The following is a 14,060-nucleotide window of genomic DNA, read 5'->3' as shown; positions in this document are numbered from 1 at the left end:
CCTAGCGGATAGAATGAAAACTTCTTAAGTAACGCCATTTCATTTGCTAATATTCTCCCTAACTACCTTTCTGAACTCCTCTAGGAGCTTGATATATCTACTGAATTCCTTGTCTGACAGCTCACCCGCACGTGATTAAATAAGATATTGAAGAAAACGAGTTTGTTCTGGGAAGATACTTCTCCCCCTATACTTCAAGCATCTAGATCGAAATTTGTCTTTGAGGATTAAGAAATAGTAGCGGGGCCTGGATTCGAACCAGGGACCTCCGGGTTATGAGCCCGGCGGGCTGACCAGGCTGCCCCACCCCGCTGTTAAATTCTGCATTGCGCCCTTTATAAATCTTATGCTGCTATCATGCAATCTATAAAAATATAGATTATTCTAGCTGTTGAGGAATTACTTTTTCTTTTCCAAGAAAGCCTTTATTTTATCCTTTGCATCGGCAGATAAAATGCCAAAGAGCGCGGATTCAAGCTCAGAGTTTCCACTATTTATTGCAACTTTAGATGCCCATATCGCTTTCCCAGGCTTAGATGTTATTTTTAGACAGAGATTCACGGCCTCCATCATCAGCAGATCATCCCTTATGACCATGTCAACGAGTCCCATTCTTTCTGCTTGTTGAGCTGAGATATATTCGCCCGTCATTATCATTAACTTTGCTCTTGATCTCCCCACCAGCATAGGGAGCCTTTTTGTTGCCCCTCCTCCTGGTATTAGTCCTATGTTAACCTCAGGCTGTCCTAGCTTGGCTGATTCCGCTGCTATCCTTATATCGCATCCTAGGGCGATCTCCAGTCCACCTCCAAGGCAATATCCGTTTATTGCCGCTATTATTGGCTTTGGAGATTTCTCAATCGATTCCACTACTGCTTTAAAGTACTCAGAGTACTTTATCATCTCTTCGGGACTCATTTGCAGGAACTCGCTTATATCAGCACCGGAAGAGAAAGCTCTCCCAGCTCCTGTCATCACAACTGCCCTTATATTTTCATCTGAGGATAGATCGATCAAGGCTTTTTTAATTTCATCCAGCATCTTTCTTGATATCGAATTGAGCTTCTCCGGCCTGTTTAGCTGTATTACTGCAACTGGAGGTCTGTAGAGAATTTTTATTGTCTCCATCTGATTTTCTTGGAAATATTCATGAAATCCGAATCCTGATTTAGTTCCAGTCCTGCCTAATTCAAGCATTCTAAGCAAAATAGGGTCTGGAGAGAACTCAGTGGATCCAGTGATCTCATTTAGCTTTTTCAGAGAATTCACAATGGTGTCTATTCCCATTTCATCAGCGTATTGAAATATACCCTTTGGATACCCCAGCCCCAGAATGGTGGCTTCATTTATCTCTTGAAGAGAGGATATTCCCTCTCTTAGCAGATATGAAGCCTCGTTCACTGCAGGAGAGATGAGCAAAGCTGGATCAGCTCTATCGAGTGCAGTTATATCCGGTTTTTTGTATGTTCCAGGGGATGGATACTTGTAGAATCCCTCTCCTGACTTGACCCCCAGCTTTCCCTTGTCCATCATCTCCTTGAACACCTGACAGGGCTCTATTGCCATCCCCCTGCTTCTCACAGAATCTATTATGAAGTAAAGAACATCTATCCCTATATAATCAGATAACTCAAAAGCGCCCATTGGAAGCCCGATCTTCCTCAGGGCTGAATCCACCTCTTCAATTGAATAAATTCCTCTTTTTACCAGAATACATGCAGTGTTCAACAATCTGATCATTATTCTATTCACTATAAAGCCAGGTATGTCTTTTCTGACAAGAACAGGCCTCTTTCCTATTCCTCTGACGAATTCAATCATCTGTTTAACTATTTCATCCGAGGTATCCTTTCCTCTGACGACTTCCACAAGTTGCATTACAACGGGAGGATTGAAAAAGTGAAGGCCAAGCACTTTATCTGGCCTATTTGTACATGAAGCAAGCTCGGATATGGGAATACTACTTGTGTTTGTAGCTATTATAGTATCCGGCCTCGAATTGGCATCTATCTCGCGGAAAACCTGTTTTTTAAGCTCAAATATCTCTGGAACCGCCTCTATGACTAGATCCACATCTCTGACGGCTTCTTTTATTGATGTGAATGTGGATATGAGAGCCATTATCTCATCAGGAGATCTGCCGATCTTCCCTTTCTCATAGAGCTTTCTGAGACTCCACCCTATTTTCTCCATTGCGCCTTTTAGAATATCCTCCTTCACGTCTACTAGATTTGTCTTTATCCCATTTATGGCCAGAACCTCTGCTATGCCATGCCCCATTGTACCTGCTCCTACAACAGTTACTTTCTTCACCATGAAAACACCTACAAACATGGGTGGGAAAATTTTTTAATCTTTATGTGCCGACTTGTGGAAAGGAGTGATGAACAGATACCAGAAGCAAATAAAAGCATGTTTTCTGTCCGATTAAACTTCAAAAGGCATTAGAATCTGACATTCATATGAACATTTAGTTAAAACATGAATTGCAACAGAAAGGACAAAATATTCAACCTAGCTTGAGGCAGCTATAATTTGCATAAAAATTCTAGGAAACAATAATTCCAGTTCAAGCAATTCAAAACATCTCATCAATGGCTTTTTCTGGGTCAAATTTCACATAATCCTTCACGGAAGTACCTGTGCCTAGGAAGAGAATTGGTTTTTCTAGGATGTAGGATGCTTGAATAGCTGCCGCATATCCTCCTGCATCAACTTTTGATACTATCACTGTGTCTATCGGCACGAATTGGCTGAATCCAATACATTGGTTCACCACATCAGAACCAGCAAGTCCGTCCACCACAAGAATATTTAAATCTGGCTTTGTTATCCTCACTATTCTTCTTAGCTCTTCCCCTAGGTTTCTATCCATTGCTCTCCGGCCTGAAGTGTCGCCCAAAACCACATCAAATCCCTTGAAACTAGCTTTCTGCACAGCATCATATATCACTGCTGCAGGATCTGCCCCTCTTCCACCTTTAACTACCTGAACGCGTATCATCCTAGCATAGCCCTCTAACTGCTCCTCTGCCGCTGATCTGAAAGTATCTGCTGCCGCTATTAGGGGAGAAAAACCGTTTTTAATCAGGATATCAGCTGTCTTAACCAAGCTGAGGGACTTCCCGACTCCATTAAATCCAAAAAATAGAAATACTGGTATTCTTCCCTCTTCTTTAGCTTTTTTTATAATAAAGCCCAGATCTGGGGGTTCTAGCTTTATCTTCTTTAATACATGCTCTCTTATTTTTCCTTTCAGAAAATCCTCACTCACCCTGTCTTTTCCTGCCAGTTCTCTCTTTATATGCTCTTTTATCCCATCCAGAAACTGAACGGAGAGACCTGATTCTACAAGCTCTATCTCAAGCTCCGAGAATATTTTATCTACGTTTTTTCTTCCAGTACTCGCTATTTTGGAGTAGAGATCCGAAAATATTCTCTTAAGTTCTCTTGGCAACCCTACCGCCTTGCTCTGCGGCTATTAAGCTTGCTTCTATCTGTCTTAAATTCACCTGTATTTGTATCAACTCCTTTCTAATCTCCTCTAGCTTTCCTTTAAGCTCCTCTATTGCTTTATCAGGGCTCATCTCAGCATATATGTTGGCCCCCATCTGGATTAAAACTTTCTCCGTTGACACTTTATTCAGCATTATGGAGAGAAAGGCCCCTATAGGGAGTATTACTGGTCCGAGTTCCTGTTTTTCCAATTTTGATAAGGTCTCTAACGTCTCTATACTTCTCTCAACATCGCTATAGAGGATGTTCAGTCTACTTGATTCATTTAAAAGGAGCTGATATGTGGTTCTAAGAGCAGCAAGATCCTGTTCTCTCTGTTGGCCCGACATTTCACCACCTGATCTGTAGAGGGAAAGAGGGATATAATAAATGCTTTTGGCCAGATGTTTCAGCGCTTTGGGATGTCTTGTTTCACTGTTATAACTCATATTAGTGGTGTGCTTCGGCAGCTGTTTTAAAGTCCGCTGTGAGAATAGCAATTTTAAATAGGGATCATGTCCTTAGCTGGGATCCAAATGGTTGAGATGGTGCTCGACATAGCAGATCCTAAAAGCGGTAAGACATACCATGTAAAGCTCGATTCCACTGTTCTAATAGGAAAGAGGATAGGAGAGGAGATTATCGGAGATCAGATAGGCCTCCCGGGTTACAAACTGAAGATAACAGGGGGTACTGATAGAGATGGCTTCCCACACCATCCGGGGGTTCACGGAATGGGGAAGACCAGAACAATTCTCTCAGGTCCTCCTGGTTTTCATCCAAGAAAAAAGGGTGAAAGAAGAGCAAAGATGGTTAGGGGGAATATAATATCTGAGTACACAAAGCAAGTTAATCTGAAAATTGTAGAGTACGGAGAGAAAAGCTTAGAAGAACTGCTCAAGAGGGAGGAAAGCTGATTTTCTGTGCCGTGAGGATATTATGTACTATATGGCAGCCCTTAAAGAATGTTCAGTCGTGTTATTCTTATCCTATGAATAATGGGGATCGATAGACCACAACCTTTAAAAGTCGTGAGTTGACACAACTCTTGTAAGGGTGATTCCTTTGGTCTCAGCGCTGGATATAAGAGCTGATCTTCTGATAAACAGGTTAAAGGATACTTTGAAGACTATAGAATCAATAAAGCCTCCTGAATGGGCTTTGTTCTCTAAAACAGGTTCTGGCAGGGAGAGACCTCCTGAGCAGGAGGACTGGTGGTATATAAGAGCAGCCAGCATACTTAGAACTCTATACATAGAGGGACCTCTGGGCACAGAGAGACTAAGGGCGAAGTATGGAAACAGGAAGAGCAGAGGAGTCAGTCCGAGCAGGAGTGTAAAGGGAAGCGGACATGTTATAAGAAAGATATTACAGCAACTTGAGGAGGCAGGTCTTGTCGAGAAAGATGGCAGAAAAGGTAGAAAGGTCTCAGCTAAGGGAAGATCTCTGCTTGACAAAATAGCTTCTGAAATAGCAAGAGAGATGAAAATAGAAGTAGGAAAGGTGAAGGTGCCATGAGCGAGGAGGAGGATGAGGAGCTGAGAGCTCTGCAGGAGAGACTTGTTGAGGAGGCAGAGGCGAGAAGGAAAAGAGAGGAGGAGATAAGGGCAAGGGAGAGACAGATAGAGATCATAGTAAAGCAGCTGCTGACATCGGAGGCTTGGGAGAGACTTAAAAGAATAGAATATGTGAAGCCAGAACTTGCAAGTAGCGTTAAGACGCTTCTTATCCAGCTTTATAACTCAGGGAAGCTGAACAGAAGACTAACGGATGAGGAGCTGAAGGAGCTCCTAGGGAGGTTGAGCGAACAGCTCAGGAGAGATTTTAGGATAAAAGTTGTTTGAGGTGATGTTATGGCTAGGTATTGGACTCTTTCAAGTAAGCTTAGGTATGCGAGGGCGATGAAGGAGAACAAGAGGTTGCCGCTCTGGGTCTACCTGAGGACTGGAAGAAAAGTTAGGGCAAGACCCTTGAGAAATTGGAGAAGATCTAGATTGCAGCTTTGAGGTGATGTTATGGCTAATGAGAGGAAAATCTACCTGAGGCTTGGGAGAATAATACGGGAGAAGTATCCAATGAGAAAAAGAGCAACAGGAGAAGTGAGAACTGTAAAAAAGATAGTGGCCAGAATCATGAAAATAGACCAGAAAAAAGTGAAAATCGATCCCTTATTGAACGAAATAATCTGGTCTAGGAGCAACAATCCCCCTAGAAAGCTAAAGATATCCGTGGAGTACAATGAAGAAGAGGACCTTGCTACTGTTAAACCCATTTTTGAGTGATAAACTTGCCTCTCATTAGAACATCCATATGGGGAAGCCCAAATCTCGGCATATACCTGAAAGTTGTTGGAAATTATCTTCTAGTTCCACCCAATGTAAAAGAGAAATTCATTAGAGAGGTAGAGGAGGCCTTACACCTCAGAGCCGTACCCACTAAGATATACGATACAAATCTGCTCGGTATCTTCATAGCCGGAAATGAAAATGGATTGATAGCACCCGCTGTTGCAGGAATAGAGGAGATAAAAACTCTCGAAAGCCTTGGAATGGAGCTGGAGATAATAAACTCTAGAATAACTGCATTGGGAAATGCGATTCTGGCCAATAGCTATGGAGCTCTTGTTCATCCTGGTTTATCGGATGAGGATGTAGAACTTATAAGAAGGACATTAAAGGTTCCTGTCGTGAGAGGGAAGATCTCAGGAATACCTGTAGTGGGGTCTCTATCTGTGATAACCGATAAGGGAGGAATAGTGACGCCATCGGTGAGCGAGGATGAGTTGAAAAAACTCAGAAAGCACTTCAGCGTGGATATATATCCAGGAACTGTGAATGACGGAGTTAAGTTCGTGAAATTAGGTCTAGTGGCAAGCAAGGAAGGTGTGGCAGTAGGTGCTTTGACAACTCCTGTTGAGCTGGACATAATAACACAAGCTTTCGGCTTGTAGAACGCTGGAAAGATGAATCTCAAGTAATAGAACTTCTTAATCTATAATAGAATAGTGATTATGAAAAACGATGCTATAAATTTTAACTTTTTAATAACATAGTGTATGCGAATATATTCACAAGGATGTAACTATTTGCCGTCAACATAAGGCTTTTTATGGCATAAATGTCCGACAGCAGATGCCTAGATTCCTCGCAGCAGGAAATCTGTCAAGAGATGTGATAAAGACATCAGCAGGAGAAAGCATCAGACTTGCAGGTTCTTCCATATATGCTGGTGTTGTTGCAGCCAAGTTGGGATTTGAAGCAGTCCTTCTCGCTTGTTATGGCCAAGAATCAGATCTAGCTGAGATACCCAAGGAGCTGTCATTGGAGGGCCTCGTGAGAAGAGACAAAACTGCTTCTTTCGAGCTTATTTACCATGGCGAGGACAGAGAACTGAGACTTTTATCAGATTCGGGCCTCATATATCCATCTGATGTGGAAAAATTGGGCTACTATGACGTGTGCCTCTCCTCCCCTATATACAATGAGATCCCCTTGGAGACCCTGAAAGAGATCAGAAAAAGGTGCTTTCTCCTAGGACTCGATCCACAGGGGTATATAAGAAAGATAGATGAGTATGGGAAGGTGAGATTTTCCGAATTTAATGGATCTGATTATTTTTGTCTGGCTGATGTGCTGTCAACGAGCAGACCAGAGCTTCCATATATAGCAAGAGGAGAGAGAAATGAGGAGAAAGCTTTAAGGCTATTATGGGATATGGGGCCAGATATTGTGCTTATGACAAGAGAAGGAGGCTCAAATCACTTCTCTATATTCTTTGACGGGAAGTTTTTCTCTTTGCCAGCAGTTCCTCCTTCAAAAATAGTGGATCCAGGTGGTGCTGGGGATTCCTCTACAGCTGCCTTCCTAGCGGAGTATTATATGACAGGGAATCCTTTGTGGTCTGCTCTCTTTGCAAGCTCTGTATCCAGCTTTATATATGAGGGATTCGGCGCCGAGAGGGTTCCATCAAGAGGAGAAGCTATAAGGAGGCTAGATGAGTTTTTATTAAGAAATGCCCCAGAACTCAGGGAAATGATGAGGGAGTTCCTATGGAGCCCAAGATAAAGGAGAAACACTGGTCACCCGATCTTGAGCTTGAGATACAGAAGATATGGCAGGAAACTGGACTATATAAATTCAGCAGAAGGAAAGGAAAGGTCTTCTCAATAGACACGCCTCCCCCTTATGCTAGCGGGAAGTGGCACATAGCTGCTGCAATACACTATGCCCAGATAGACATGATAGCTAGGACCATGAGGATGATGGGTTATGATGTATACTTTCCCTTTGGAGTTGACAGAAACGGCCTTCCAGTGGAAGTTGAGGTTGAGAAGAAAAACGGAATAAACATGTTCTCCACTCCCAGAGAGGAATTTTTGAGGCTCTGTAAGGAATATCTTGACGAAGCTGAAAAGGACATAATATCCATATCGAAGAGACTTGGATTAAGTGCTGATTTTGACAGCTATTTCCAAACCGATAGCGTTCTTTGGAGAACACAGACCCAGAGAACATTTATCGAGGCTTTCAAAAAGGGTCTTGTCTACGAGGACGTGAGGCCCAATAATTACTGTCCTAGATGCCGGACAACTCTCGCCGATGCAGAAGTAGAGTACAAGGAAATGGAAAGCATCCTAGTATATCTTAGGTTTTCTGAAAAAGAAAGCAGAAGAAGCGTGGTGATAGCTACTACAAGACCCGAGCTTCTTCCAGCATGTGCTGCAGTCATATATAATCCAAAAGATGACAGATATAAGGATCTTCTTGGAAAAACCCTGATAACCCCTCTAGGAGATGAGGTCATCGTGCTGGAGCATCCCTCTGCTGATCCAAACTTCGGCACAGGGATAATGATGGTGTGCTCCTATGGAGATTATGACGATGTGAGATTATTCAGAGAATTAGGTCTTAAACCTAAGATAATAATGAATGAGGACGGTACATTAAATGAGTTAGCTGGAAAATACGCTGGAATGAGAACTGATGAGGCTAGAAAGGCTATTTTGGAAGATTTAAAGGATTACATAGAGAAAGCGGAGAAAATATTGCATAGAACTCCTGTATGTTGGAGATGTAAGACCCCTATAGAAATAGTTCCAATGAAGGAGTACTACTTAAAGCAAAAGGATTTTCTCGATGAGTTGAAGCAAAAAGTTCTTTCAAAGGCTAAGTTCTACCCAGAGTGGTCGGTGAACTACTGGCTAGACTGGGTGAATTCAATAGAGACAGACTGGCCAATATCAAGAAGAAGATACTATGGAACTGAGATACCTGTGTGGTACTGTAAATCATGCGGAAAGCCCGCCTTACCAGAACCAGGAGGATACTACAGACCATGGAAGGAGGATCCTCCCTTCGACACTTGCCCTCATTGTGGATCCAAGGCAGGTTTTGTGGGAGAGGATAGGGTATTTGATACTTGGATGGACTCCAGCATATCCCCTCTTGTCTACAATGGATATGGATGGAATGAGGAGCTCTTCAAAGAGCTCGGACAGAGTGACCTGAGACCACAGGGAAAGGACATAGTTAGAACTTGGTTGCATTATACGCTATTGAGGACATACCATGCTACAGGCGAACCCGCATTCAAGCATATATGGCTTTCTGGAATGGGATTGGATGCAAATGGAAGGCCAATGCACAAAAGCCTCGGCAATATAATATATCCGTGGCCTCTCTTAGAGAAATATGGAGCTGATGCTATAAGGCTTGCAGGGGCTTCTGAGGCTCATCATGGCTCAGATTTCAGGATATCCGAGGCTAGAATAGCTGGTGCATTCAAGTTTCTTCAGAAACTTTGGAATGTCTCTAGGTTTATTTCAAGCTTTCCGTTTCCAGAAAAAGCTAGCTTAAGCCCAACGGATATTTGGATACTGGGAGAGCTTAACAAAACTGTGGAAATTGCCCTAGAAGGATATAAAAAGTTTGATTTCTTTGATCCAGCCACGTCAGCAAGGCATTTCGTATGGGAAGTATTTGCTCCTCATTATGTGGAGATGGTGAAGTGGAGAGCATACGGACAGGGAAGCGAGGAAGAAGCCATATCTGCTTGGTGGACTCTTCACACATCCCTCAGATATATTCTGAGGATATTAGCTCCGATAACCCCTCATATAACTGATGTCATATGGAGAAGAATTTATGGAGGAACTGTACACGAGGAAAGCCTTCCTGAGCCTAAAAAGGAGTGGGAGACTGATTATGCCAAACTTGGGGATAGACTTATGGAGTTTAATAGTTATGTGTGGAAGATCAAGAAGGAAAGAGGAATCTCATTTAAGGAAAGTGTGAGCTTGAGCATACCTGAAGAGCTTAAGCCATTCGAGAAGGATCTCAGAGCTCTACATAACATTAAGTGAGATCTATGCTAAAATAGATGGAACTTCCCATATTCCATTTAGCACTAAATCCGCCCCATTTCTCATCAGCTTTTCTTTTGATTCAAATCCCGTCAGCACGCCTATTGCAATAACTCCCTCCTCTTTTGCGGATTTCATATCAGTCCAGTAATCAGCCACTAGAATTGTGTTAGCAGGATCAACATCGAATTCTTCTATCACATGCCTTATGATTCCTCTCTTAGACCAAGAGAAGCTATTATCGGAGGGACATGATCTTGTTGAGCAAATTAGATCGAAGAAGTCCATCAGACCGAAGTAGGAAAGCTCTTCTGCAAGCTCCTCATTGAAGCACTCTCTCCCAGTAGCCAGGGCTATCTTTATTCCGTTTTCTTTTAGCAGACTGAGAACACCAAGAACACCCGGGAAGAGTTTATCTTCCGGTTCTATCCTACTGCACATCCTTCTCTTAAACTCATTCCAAAATGCATTTCTATCGACTTTTATTAAAGTATCTAGCGAATCTTCTGCGTATGCTCTAATGAAGTTCTCCCATTCGAGCCCTTTAAGACAAAATATCTCCATTGTTTCATTAAAGCATCTATGGAACCTATGTATTGTGTCTACAAGAGTCTGATCTAAATCCATTATAGCTGCGTATATGCTATGGGCATTACCTCTCAGGAGAATTTTCAAGCTCATAGATCTCTGGATCTGAATGAAGTCAGATGACTTTAATCCTTTGCTTACAAGTAGAGGTTTTATTAATTTTTAAATGGCCTTCTATTTATACCATTACACATTCCACATTTAATTACTATATGTGGATATCTTTTGGATCTAATTCTGATAGTGGAGTTTACTCCGGGGAATAGAAGTTTTTTGCACTTTTTGCAATACCTCCACTTATATTCTGCCGGAATCCTCACTCTAGTTCTCATAGATATTTTTCTAGCAAGCTCTCCATATCTCTCGGCAAGCTGGATATCCTGCGTACAAACAGAATCTGCAAGGTTTAGCAGGATCTTTATCCTCTCCTCAGCTATTTTCCTCCGCTTTTCCCTTATTCTTTTCAGCAGACCACCTCTTAACATAGTATAGGAGGGATAAAAATATGGCAATAGCTGCCGAAGTTGATAGAGGAAGATCAGCTAATGAGATTTTAATATCAGATTTTTTCATAATATTGGGGGATATATCCCCTTTGTGAAAACAGCCGACTATGATAGCACAGTCCAAATCGCTTATGCATCTTGCCACATGGAGAGGATCTACTGTCTCACCTTTTTCGCTCAAAGCCACGACCAAATCAACTGAAGATAGATGCTCGTCTAGGTCAAAAGTAGTACATATAAGGGGATTACTTTTTGGGCCCACGTATCCTCTTTTTAGAAGCTGTTCCATCAGACCACAGAATCTGATGTAGTTTCTAGGCGGTCTTATCCCTTTCTCGACTCTAAATATCCTTCCCTCAGCTGTATGTATGTATATGTCAAAAGGTTTTGTTCTGTACAAGGGACTGTCAGTTATTGTCAGAAGAGCTCTGTGAACTATGTCAGGCCTCCCTTTTTTCTTCCAGTATTTTCTTATGGAGGAATCTATAAGTTTCCCTCTAGAGTCCAAGAATAGCAGGCTATCTGTGAGGACTATGGATAGAGACATTGAGATAGTAGCAGAATGGACAGACTAAAACAAATATGTTTAGATGTAAACACATACTTAATTCAGGAAACAGTGGACCGAGGGGGATTCGAACCCCCGACCTCCGCCGTGCAAGGGCGGCGCGCTACCAGACTGCGCTATCGGCCCACTTCAACAGAATTTAATGGGAATAAAAACCTTCATTTTATTTATCTATATTATTCGTCTTTTGCCGAACTGGTTACTACAATCACTTTTTATATGATGACGACTGCATGATTGGCTAAGGTGATGATGATTGAAGTCCCTTGCCAGAGAGGTTCACAAAAGAGTTGAAGAGTATGAGCTACCAAAGAAAGTAGCTCCAGAAGATCAGGAGCTTCAGGAAGTAGTGAAGAGGTCAAAAGCAAGAATAGTTATAATGGGGATAGGGGGAGCTGGGAGCAATACCATAACAAGGCTAAATGCTTTAGGTCTTGAAGGAGCTGAAACAATAGCCGCGAACACTGATGCATCTCATCTGCTCATAACGGTGGCGGATAGAAAGGTCCTTCTTGGTCCAGAACTATGCGGAGGAAATGGTGCAGGAGGTGATCCTGACATAGGAGAACAAGCAGCTAGAGAAAGTGCTGAATATATAAAGGATGTCTTGAGTGGCACTGACATATTATTCGTGGTTGCCGGCATGGGAGGGGGGACTGGAACAGGAGCTGCCCCTGTAGTAGCTGAGATAGGAAAGCAACTGGGCGCAATAGTTGTATCCCTTGTAACCCTTCCTTTCTCTGTTGAGGGAACTAGAAAGAGAGAAATCGCATCAAGAGGTCTTGAGAGGCTTTCTAAGGTGACAGATACCTTAATGGTCATAGCAAACGATAAAATATTGGAGATAGCAAAGGATCTTCCTCTTCACCAAGCATTCTTACTCTCAGATGAGATAATGGCCCGGGCTCTGAAGGGTGTTGTAGAGCTTGTGTCCAAGCCCGGACTGATAAATGTGGATTTAGCTGATTTCAGAGCTATAGCGCAAAACGGTGGACTCTCAGCCATACTATTTGGGGAGAGCGATGGAGAGAAGAGGGCAGTTGAGGCAGTAGAGGATGCGATAAGCAACCCGCTACTTGATATCGACATATCTGGAGGAAAGGCAGCCATAATAAACATAACATGCGGTACTGACTTCTCCTTGGATGAGATGAGAGAAGTGGTCGAAACCGTTGTCAGCGCGCTGGATCCAAACGCAAATGTGATATGGGGAGCCAGAGTTGATGAATCCCTGAAGGGAAGTGTACAAGTTCTTATAGTGGTTACAAATGTGAGATCCCCCACCTTTGAGGCATACTTAAAAGGACTTGAAGCAAAGGAGGAGAAAATGCCGGTAAAAGTTGAAGTTAAGAAGAAAGAAGGGGTAATAGCCCCTGATGAGCTTGGCTTAGATAGTCTGTGAGGTGATTTAATGTCGGAGAAGCTTAAAAGCTTCTGGGAGGATGTTAAGAGAACTCTCAGAGTGGCCAGCAGACCCACATATGATGAGATATGGCAGATGTTTAAAATAACTATAATAGGATTTCTCATAGTCGGCTTCATAGGATTTGTCTTCCAGCTGGCGGGTTCACTAATCACAGGAGCAGCTCTTCCATGACGGTGATCCCATGGTATTCTTTGCTCTGAGAGTTTCATCTGGGCAAGAATTAAGTGCAGTCAGAATTCTAAAGGCAAGAGCAGAATCTCTAGGAATACCGGTTAAATCAGTGATTTTTGTACCTAGGATGAAGGGATATCTCTTTGTTGAGGCTGATAGAGCTCATGATGTCAGCAGGCTCGTCAGAGGTGTTTCTAGAGTGAAGATGCTGCAGGCAAATCCAATTTCTTTTGATGAAATAAAATCTATGATAATAAAAGAACCTGAAAGAGTTGTCGTGAAAGCAGGGGACATAGTAAAGATAATAAAGGGAAACTTTAAGGGATATCAAGCAAAGGTGCTATCAGTGGTTGAAAGTGAGAAGGGAGTTACATTGAACCTAGAACTTGTAGGACTAGGGAAACCGTGGGAGATAAGGCTTCCACTGGAGCATGTAAGACTTGCTGAATCTAAGGAGGTGGAGGAGTAATGCCTGAAAAAATTGTGAACGTAATGGTGGAAGGAGGTAAGGCTACTCCTGGTCCACCCTTAGGACCAGCACTCGGAGGATATGGCCTTAATTTGGGCCAGGTGGTCAAGGAGATAAATGATAAGACCAAAGAATTCGAGGGAATGAAGATACCTGTGATCATATACGTAGATCCGGAGAAGAAGACCTATAGGATAGAGATAGGAACTCCTCCCACTTCGATGCTGCTGCTTAGAGAGATGAATAAAGAGAAGGGCTCTGGAAATCCAAAAAGCACAAAAATAGGAGACATAAGCATGGAAAAAATAGTGAAGATAGCAAAGATAAAGATGAAAGAGATGAACACATCGGATTTAGCAAAAGCAGTAAAGCAGGTACTAGGAACTGCTGTAAGCATGGGAATAACTGTGGATGGTAAGGATCCGAGGGAAGTACAGAAGGAGATAGATAGAGGTTTGCTGAAGCTGGGGTGATCC

At 42.6% G+C, this 14,060-nt stretch carries 18 protein-coding genes and 2 tRNA genes; 12 read left to right on the top strand and 8 right to left on the bottom strand.

From position 1 onward, the window contains the following. Positions 1–238 precede the first annotated feature (238 nt). The 4 genes from D6D85_RS09915 to D6D85_RS09900 form a co-directional block, all read right to left on the bottom strand. Positions 239–313 (bottom strand) — tRNA-Met (locus tag D6D85_RS09915). Positions 314–399: 86 nt separating this feature from the next. Beyond that, positions 400–2,316, bottom strand: a complete 1,917-nt coding sequence (locus D6D85_RS09910) for a 3-hydroxyacyl-CoA dehydrogenase/enoyl-CoA hydratase family protein (protein WP_125671879.1) — start codon at positions 2,314–2,316, stop codon at positions 400–402. A gap of 262 nt (positions 2,317–2,578) precedes the next feature. Next, positions 2,579–3,457: a signal recognition particle-docking protein FtsY gene (locus tag D6D85_RS09905; protein ID WP_125671878.1), complete on the bottom strand. Its 879-nt coding sequence runs from the start codon at positions 3,455–3,457 to the stop codon at positions 2,579–2,581. Beyond that, positions 3,441–3,845, bottom strand: coding sequence for a hypothetical protein (locus D6D85_RS09900; protein ID WP_161969816.1), 405 nt, complete (start codon positions 3,843–3,845; stop codon positions 3,441–3,443). Before D6D85_RS09900 ends, D6D85_RS09905 begins: the two co-directional genes overlap by 17 nt. 186 nt (positions 3,846–4,031) lie before the next feature. Between D6D85_RS09900 and D6D85_RS09895 the strand changes: the two genes are divergently transcribed. The 8 genes from D6D85_RS09895 (at position 4,032) to D6D85_RS09860 (ending at position 9,856) form a co-directional block, all read left to right on the top strand. Continuing rightward, positions 4,032–4,412 (top strand): 30S ribosomal protein S6e, encoded by a 381-nt coding sequence (locus D6D85_RS09895; RefSeq protein WP_125671876.1) that lies wholly within the window; start codon positions 4,032–4,034, stop codon positions 4,410–4,412. A gap of 148 nt (positions 4,413–4,560) precedes the next feature. Then, complete coding sequence (locus D6D85_RS09890) at positions 4,561–5,013, top strand: 30S ribosomal protein S19e (protein ID WP_125671875.1); 453 nt, start codon at positions 4,561–4,563, stop codon at positions 5,011–5,013. After that, entirely contained in the window at positions 5,010–5,339 is a 330-nt protein-coding gene (locus D6D85_RS09885) for a DNA-binding protein (RefSeq protein WP_125671874.1), read from the top strand. The genes D6D85_RS09890 and D6D85_RS09885 overlap by 4 nt, the downstream gene beginning before the upstream one ends. A gap of 9 nt (positions 5,340–5,348) precedes the next feature. After that, on the top strand, positions 5,349–5,501 hold the full coding sequence (gene rpl39e / locus D6D85_RS09880) for a 50S ribosomal protein L39e (protein WP_125671873.1): 153 nt from the start codon (positions 5,349–5,351) through the stop codon (positions 5,499–5,501). Positions 5,502–5,510: 9 nt separating this feature from the next. Further along, positions 5,511–5,777: a 60S ribosomal protein L31 gene (locus tag D6D85_RS09875; RefSeq protein ID WP_125671872.1), complete on the top strand. Its 267-nt coding sequence runs from the start codon at positions 5,511–5,513 to the stop codon at positions 5,775–5,777. A 5-nt stretch (positions 5,778–5,782) separates the two neighbouring features. Then, complete coding sequence (locus D6D85_RS09870) at positions 5,783–6,445, top strand: translation initiation factor IF-6 (RefSeq protein ID WP_161969815.1); 663 nt, start codon at positions 5,783–5,785, stop codon at positions 6,443–6,445. A 181-nt stretch (positions 6,446–6,626) separates the two neighbouring features. Continuing rightward, the gene (locus D6D85_RS09865) at positions 6,627–7,559 is read left to right on the top strand and encodes a PfkB family carbohydrate kinase (protein WP_125671870.1); all 933 of its coding nucleotides are present in this window, start codon (positions 6,627–6,629) and stop codon (positions 7,557–7,559) included. Continuing rightward, complete coding sequence (locus D6D85_RS09860; RefSeq protein ID WP_125671869.1) at positions 7,544–9,856, top strand: valine--tRNA ligase; 2,313 nt, start codon at positions 7,544–7,546, stop codon at positions 9,854–9,856. Before D6D85_RS09865 ends, D6D85_RS09860 begins: the two co-directional genes overlap by 16 nt. 3 nt (positions 9,857–9,859) lie before the next feature. Here the strand turns inward: D6D85_RS09860 and D6D85_RS09855 are convergent, their stop codons facing one another. The 4 genes from D6D85_RS09855 to D6D85_RS09840 form a co-directional block, all read right to left on the bottom strand. Continuing rightward, the gene (locus tag D6D85_RS09855) at positions 9,860–10,537 is read right to left on the bottom strand and encodes an HAD family hydrolase (RefSeq protein ID WP_125671868.1); all 678 of its coding nucleotides are present in this window, start codon (positions 10,535–10,537) and stop codon (positions 9,860–9,862) included. Between the two features lie 62 nt (positions 10,538–10,599). Further along, entirely contained in the window at positions 10,600–10,929 is a 330-nt protein-coding gene (locus D6D85_RS17230; RefSeq protein WP_125671867.1) for a ribonuclease P protein component 4, read from the bottom strand. Continuing rightward, positions 10,874–11,497 carry a hypothetical protein gene (locus tag D6D85_RS09845; protein ID WP_125671866.1) on the bottom strand — a complete coding sequence of 208 codons (624 nt, stop codon included), beginning with the start codon at positions 11,495–11,497 and terminating at the stop codon, positions 10,874–10,876. Before D6D85_RS09845 ends, D6D85_RS17230 begins: the two co-directional genes overlap by 56 nt. Positions 11,498–11,570: 73 nt before the next feature. Further along, positions 11,571–11,644: transfer RNA gene (locus tag D6D85_RS09840), tRNA-Ala, on the bottom strand. A gap of 130 nt (positions 11,645–11,774) precedes the next feature. On the opposite strand from D6D85_RS09840, the gene ftsZ reads away from it, so the two are divergent. The 4 genes from ftsZ to D6D85_RS09820 are packed head-to-tail and all read left to right on the top strand — an operon-like array spanning position 11,775 to position 14,057. Then, positions 11,775–12,920 (top strand): cell division protein FtsZ, encoded by a 1,146-nt coding sequence (ftsZ, locus tag D6D85_RS09835; protein ID WP_125671865.1) that lies wholly within the window; start codon positions 11,775–11,777, stop codon positions 12,918–12,920. Positions 12,921–12,929: 9 nt separating this feature from the next. Next, positions 12,930–13,115 carry a protein translocase SEC61 complex subunit gamma gene (locus D6D85_RS09830; protein ID WP_125671864.1) on the top strand — a complete coding sequence of 62 codons (186 nt, stop codon included), beginning with the start codon at positions 12,930–12,932 and terminating at the stop codon, positions 13,113–13,115. Between the two features lie 10 nt (positions 13,116–13,125). Continuing rightward, the gene (locus D6D85_RS09825) at positions 13,126–13,584 is read left to right on the top strand and encodes a transcription elongation factor Spt5 (RefSeq protein ID WP_125671863.1); all 459 of its coding nucleotides are present in this window, start codon (positions 13,126–13,128) and stop codon (positions 13,582–13,584) included. After that, on the top strand, positions 13,584–14,057 hold the full coding sequence (locus D6D85_RS09820) for a 50S ribosomal protein L11 (RefSeq protein ID WP_125671862.1): 474 nt from the start codon (positions 13,584–13,586) through the stop codon (positions 14,055–14,057). The genes D6D85_RS09825 and D6D85_RS09820 overlap by 1 nt, the downstream gene beginning before the upstream one ends. Positions 14,058–14,060 lie beyond the last annotated feature (3 nt).

It is taken from the genome of Candidatus Methanodesulfokora washburnensis, assembly GCF_003947435.1.
In the GTDB taxonomy this organism is placed as follows: domain Archaea; phylum Korarchaeota; class Korarchaeia; order Korarchaeales; family Korarchaeaceae; genus Methanodesulfokora; species Methanodesulfokora washburnensis.
Note: the sequence above shows the minus strand (reverse complement) of the source record. Positions and strands in the feature narration are given on the sequence as shown.

Coding starts and splice junctions, on each gene's coding strand:
- D6D85_RS09910 (WP_125671879.1), bottom strand. CDS start 2,316: ATGGTGAAGAAAGTAACTGTTGTAGGAGCAGGTACAATGGGGCATGGC.
- D6D85_RS09895 (WP_125671876.1), top strand. CDS start 4,032: ATGGTTGAGATGGTGCTCGACATAGCAGATCCTAAAAGCGGTAAGACA.
- D6D85_RS09885 (WP_125671874.1), top strand. CDS start 5,010: ATGAGCGAGGAGGAGGATGAGGAGCTGAGAGCTCTGCAGGAGAGACTT.
- D6D85_RS09830 (WP_125671864.1), top strand. CDS start 12,930: ATGTCGGAGAAGCTTAAAAGCTTCTGGGAGGATGTTAAGAGAACTCTC.
- D6D85_RS09900 (WP_161969816.1), bottom strand. CDS start 3,845: ATGTCGGGCCAACAGAGAGAACAGGATCTTGCTGCTCTTAGAACCACA.
- D6D85_RS09845 (WP_125671866.1), bottom strand. CDS start 11,497: ATGTCTCTATCCATAGTCCTCACAGATAGCCTGCTATTCTTGGACTCT.
- D6D85_RS09825 (WP_125671863.1), top strand. CDS start 13,126: ATGGTATTCTTTGCTCTGAGAGTTTCATCTGGGCAAGAATTAAGTGCA.
- D6D85_RS09860 (WP_125671869.1), top strand. CDS start 7,544: ATGGAGCCCAAGATAAAGGAGAAACACTGGTCACCCGATCTTGAGCTT.
- rpl39e (WP_125671873.1), top strand. CDS start 5,349: ATGGCTAGGTATTGGACTCTTTCAAGTAAGCTTAGGTATGCGAGGGCG.
- D6D85_RS09820 (WP_125671862.1), top strand. CDS start 13,584: ATGCCTGAAAAAATTGTGAACGTAATGGTGGAAGGAGGTAAGGCTACT.
- D6D85_RS09855 (WP_125671868.1), bottom strand. CDS start 10,537: ATGAGCTTGAAAATTCTCCTGAGAGGTAATGCCCATAGCATATACGCA.
- D6D85_RS09875 (WP_125671872.1), top strand. CDS start 5,511: ATGGCTAATGAGAGGAAAATCTACCTGAGGCTTGGGAGAATAATACGG.
- D6D85_RS09865 (WP_125671870.1), top strand. CDS start 6,627: ATGCCTAGATTCCTCGCAGCAGGAAATCTGTCAAGAGATGTGATAAAG.
- D6D85_RS17230 (WP_125671867.1), bottom strand. CDS start 10,929: ATGTTAAGAGGTGGTCTGCTGAAAAGAATAAGGGAAAAGCGGAGGAAA.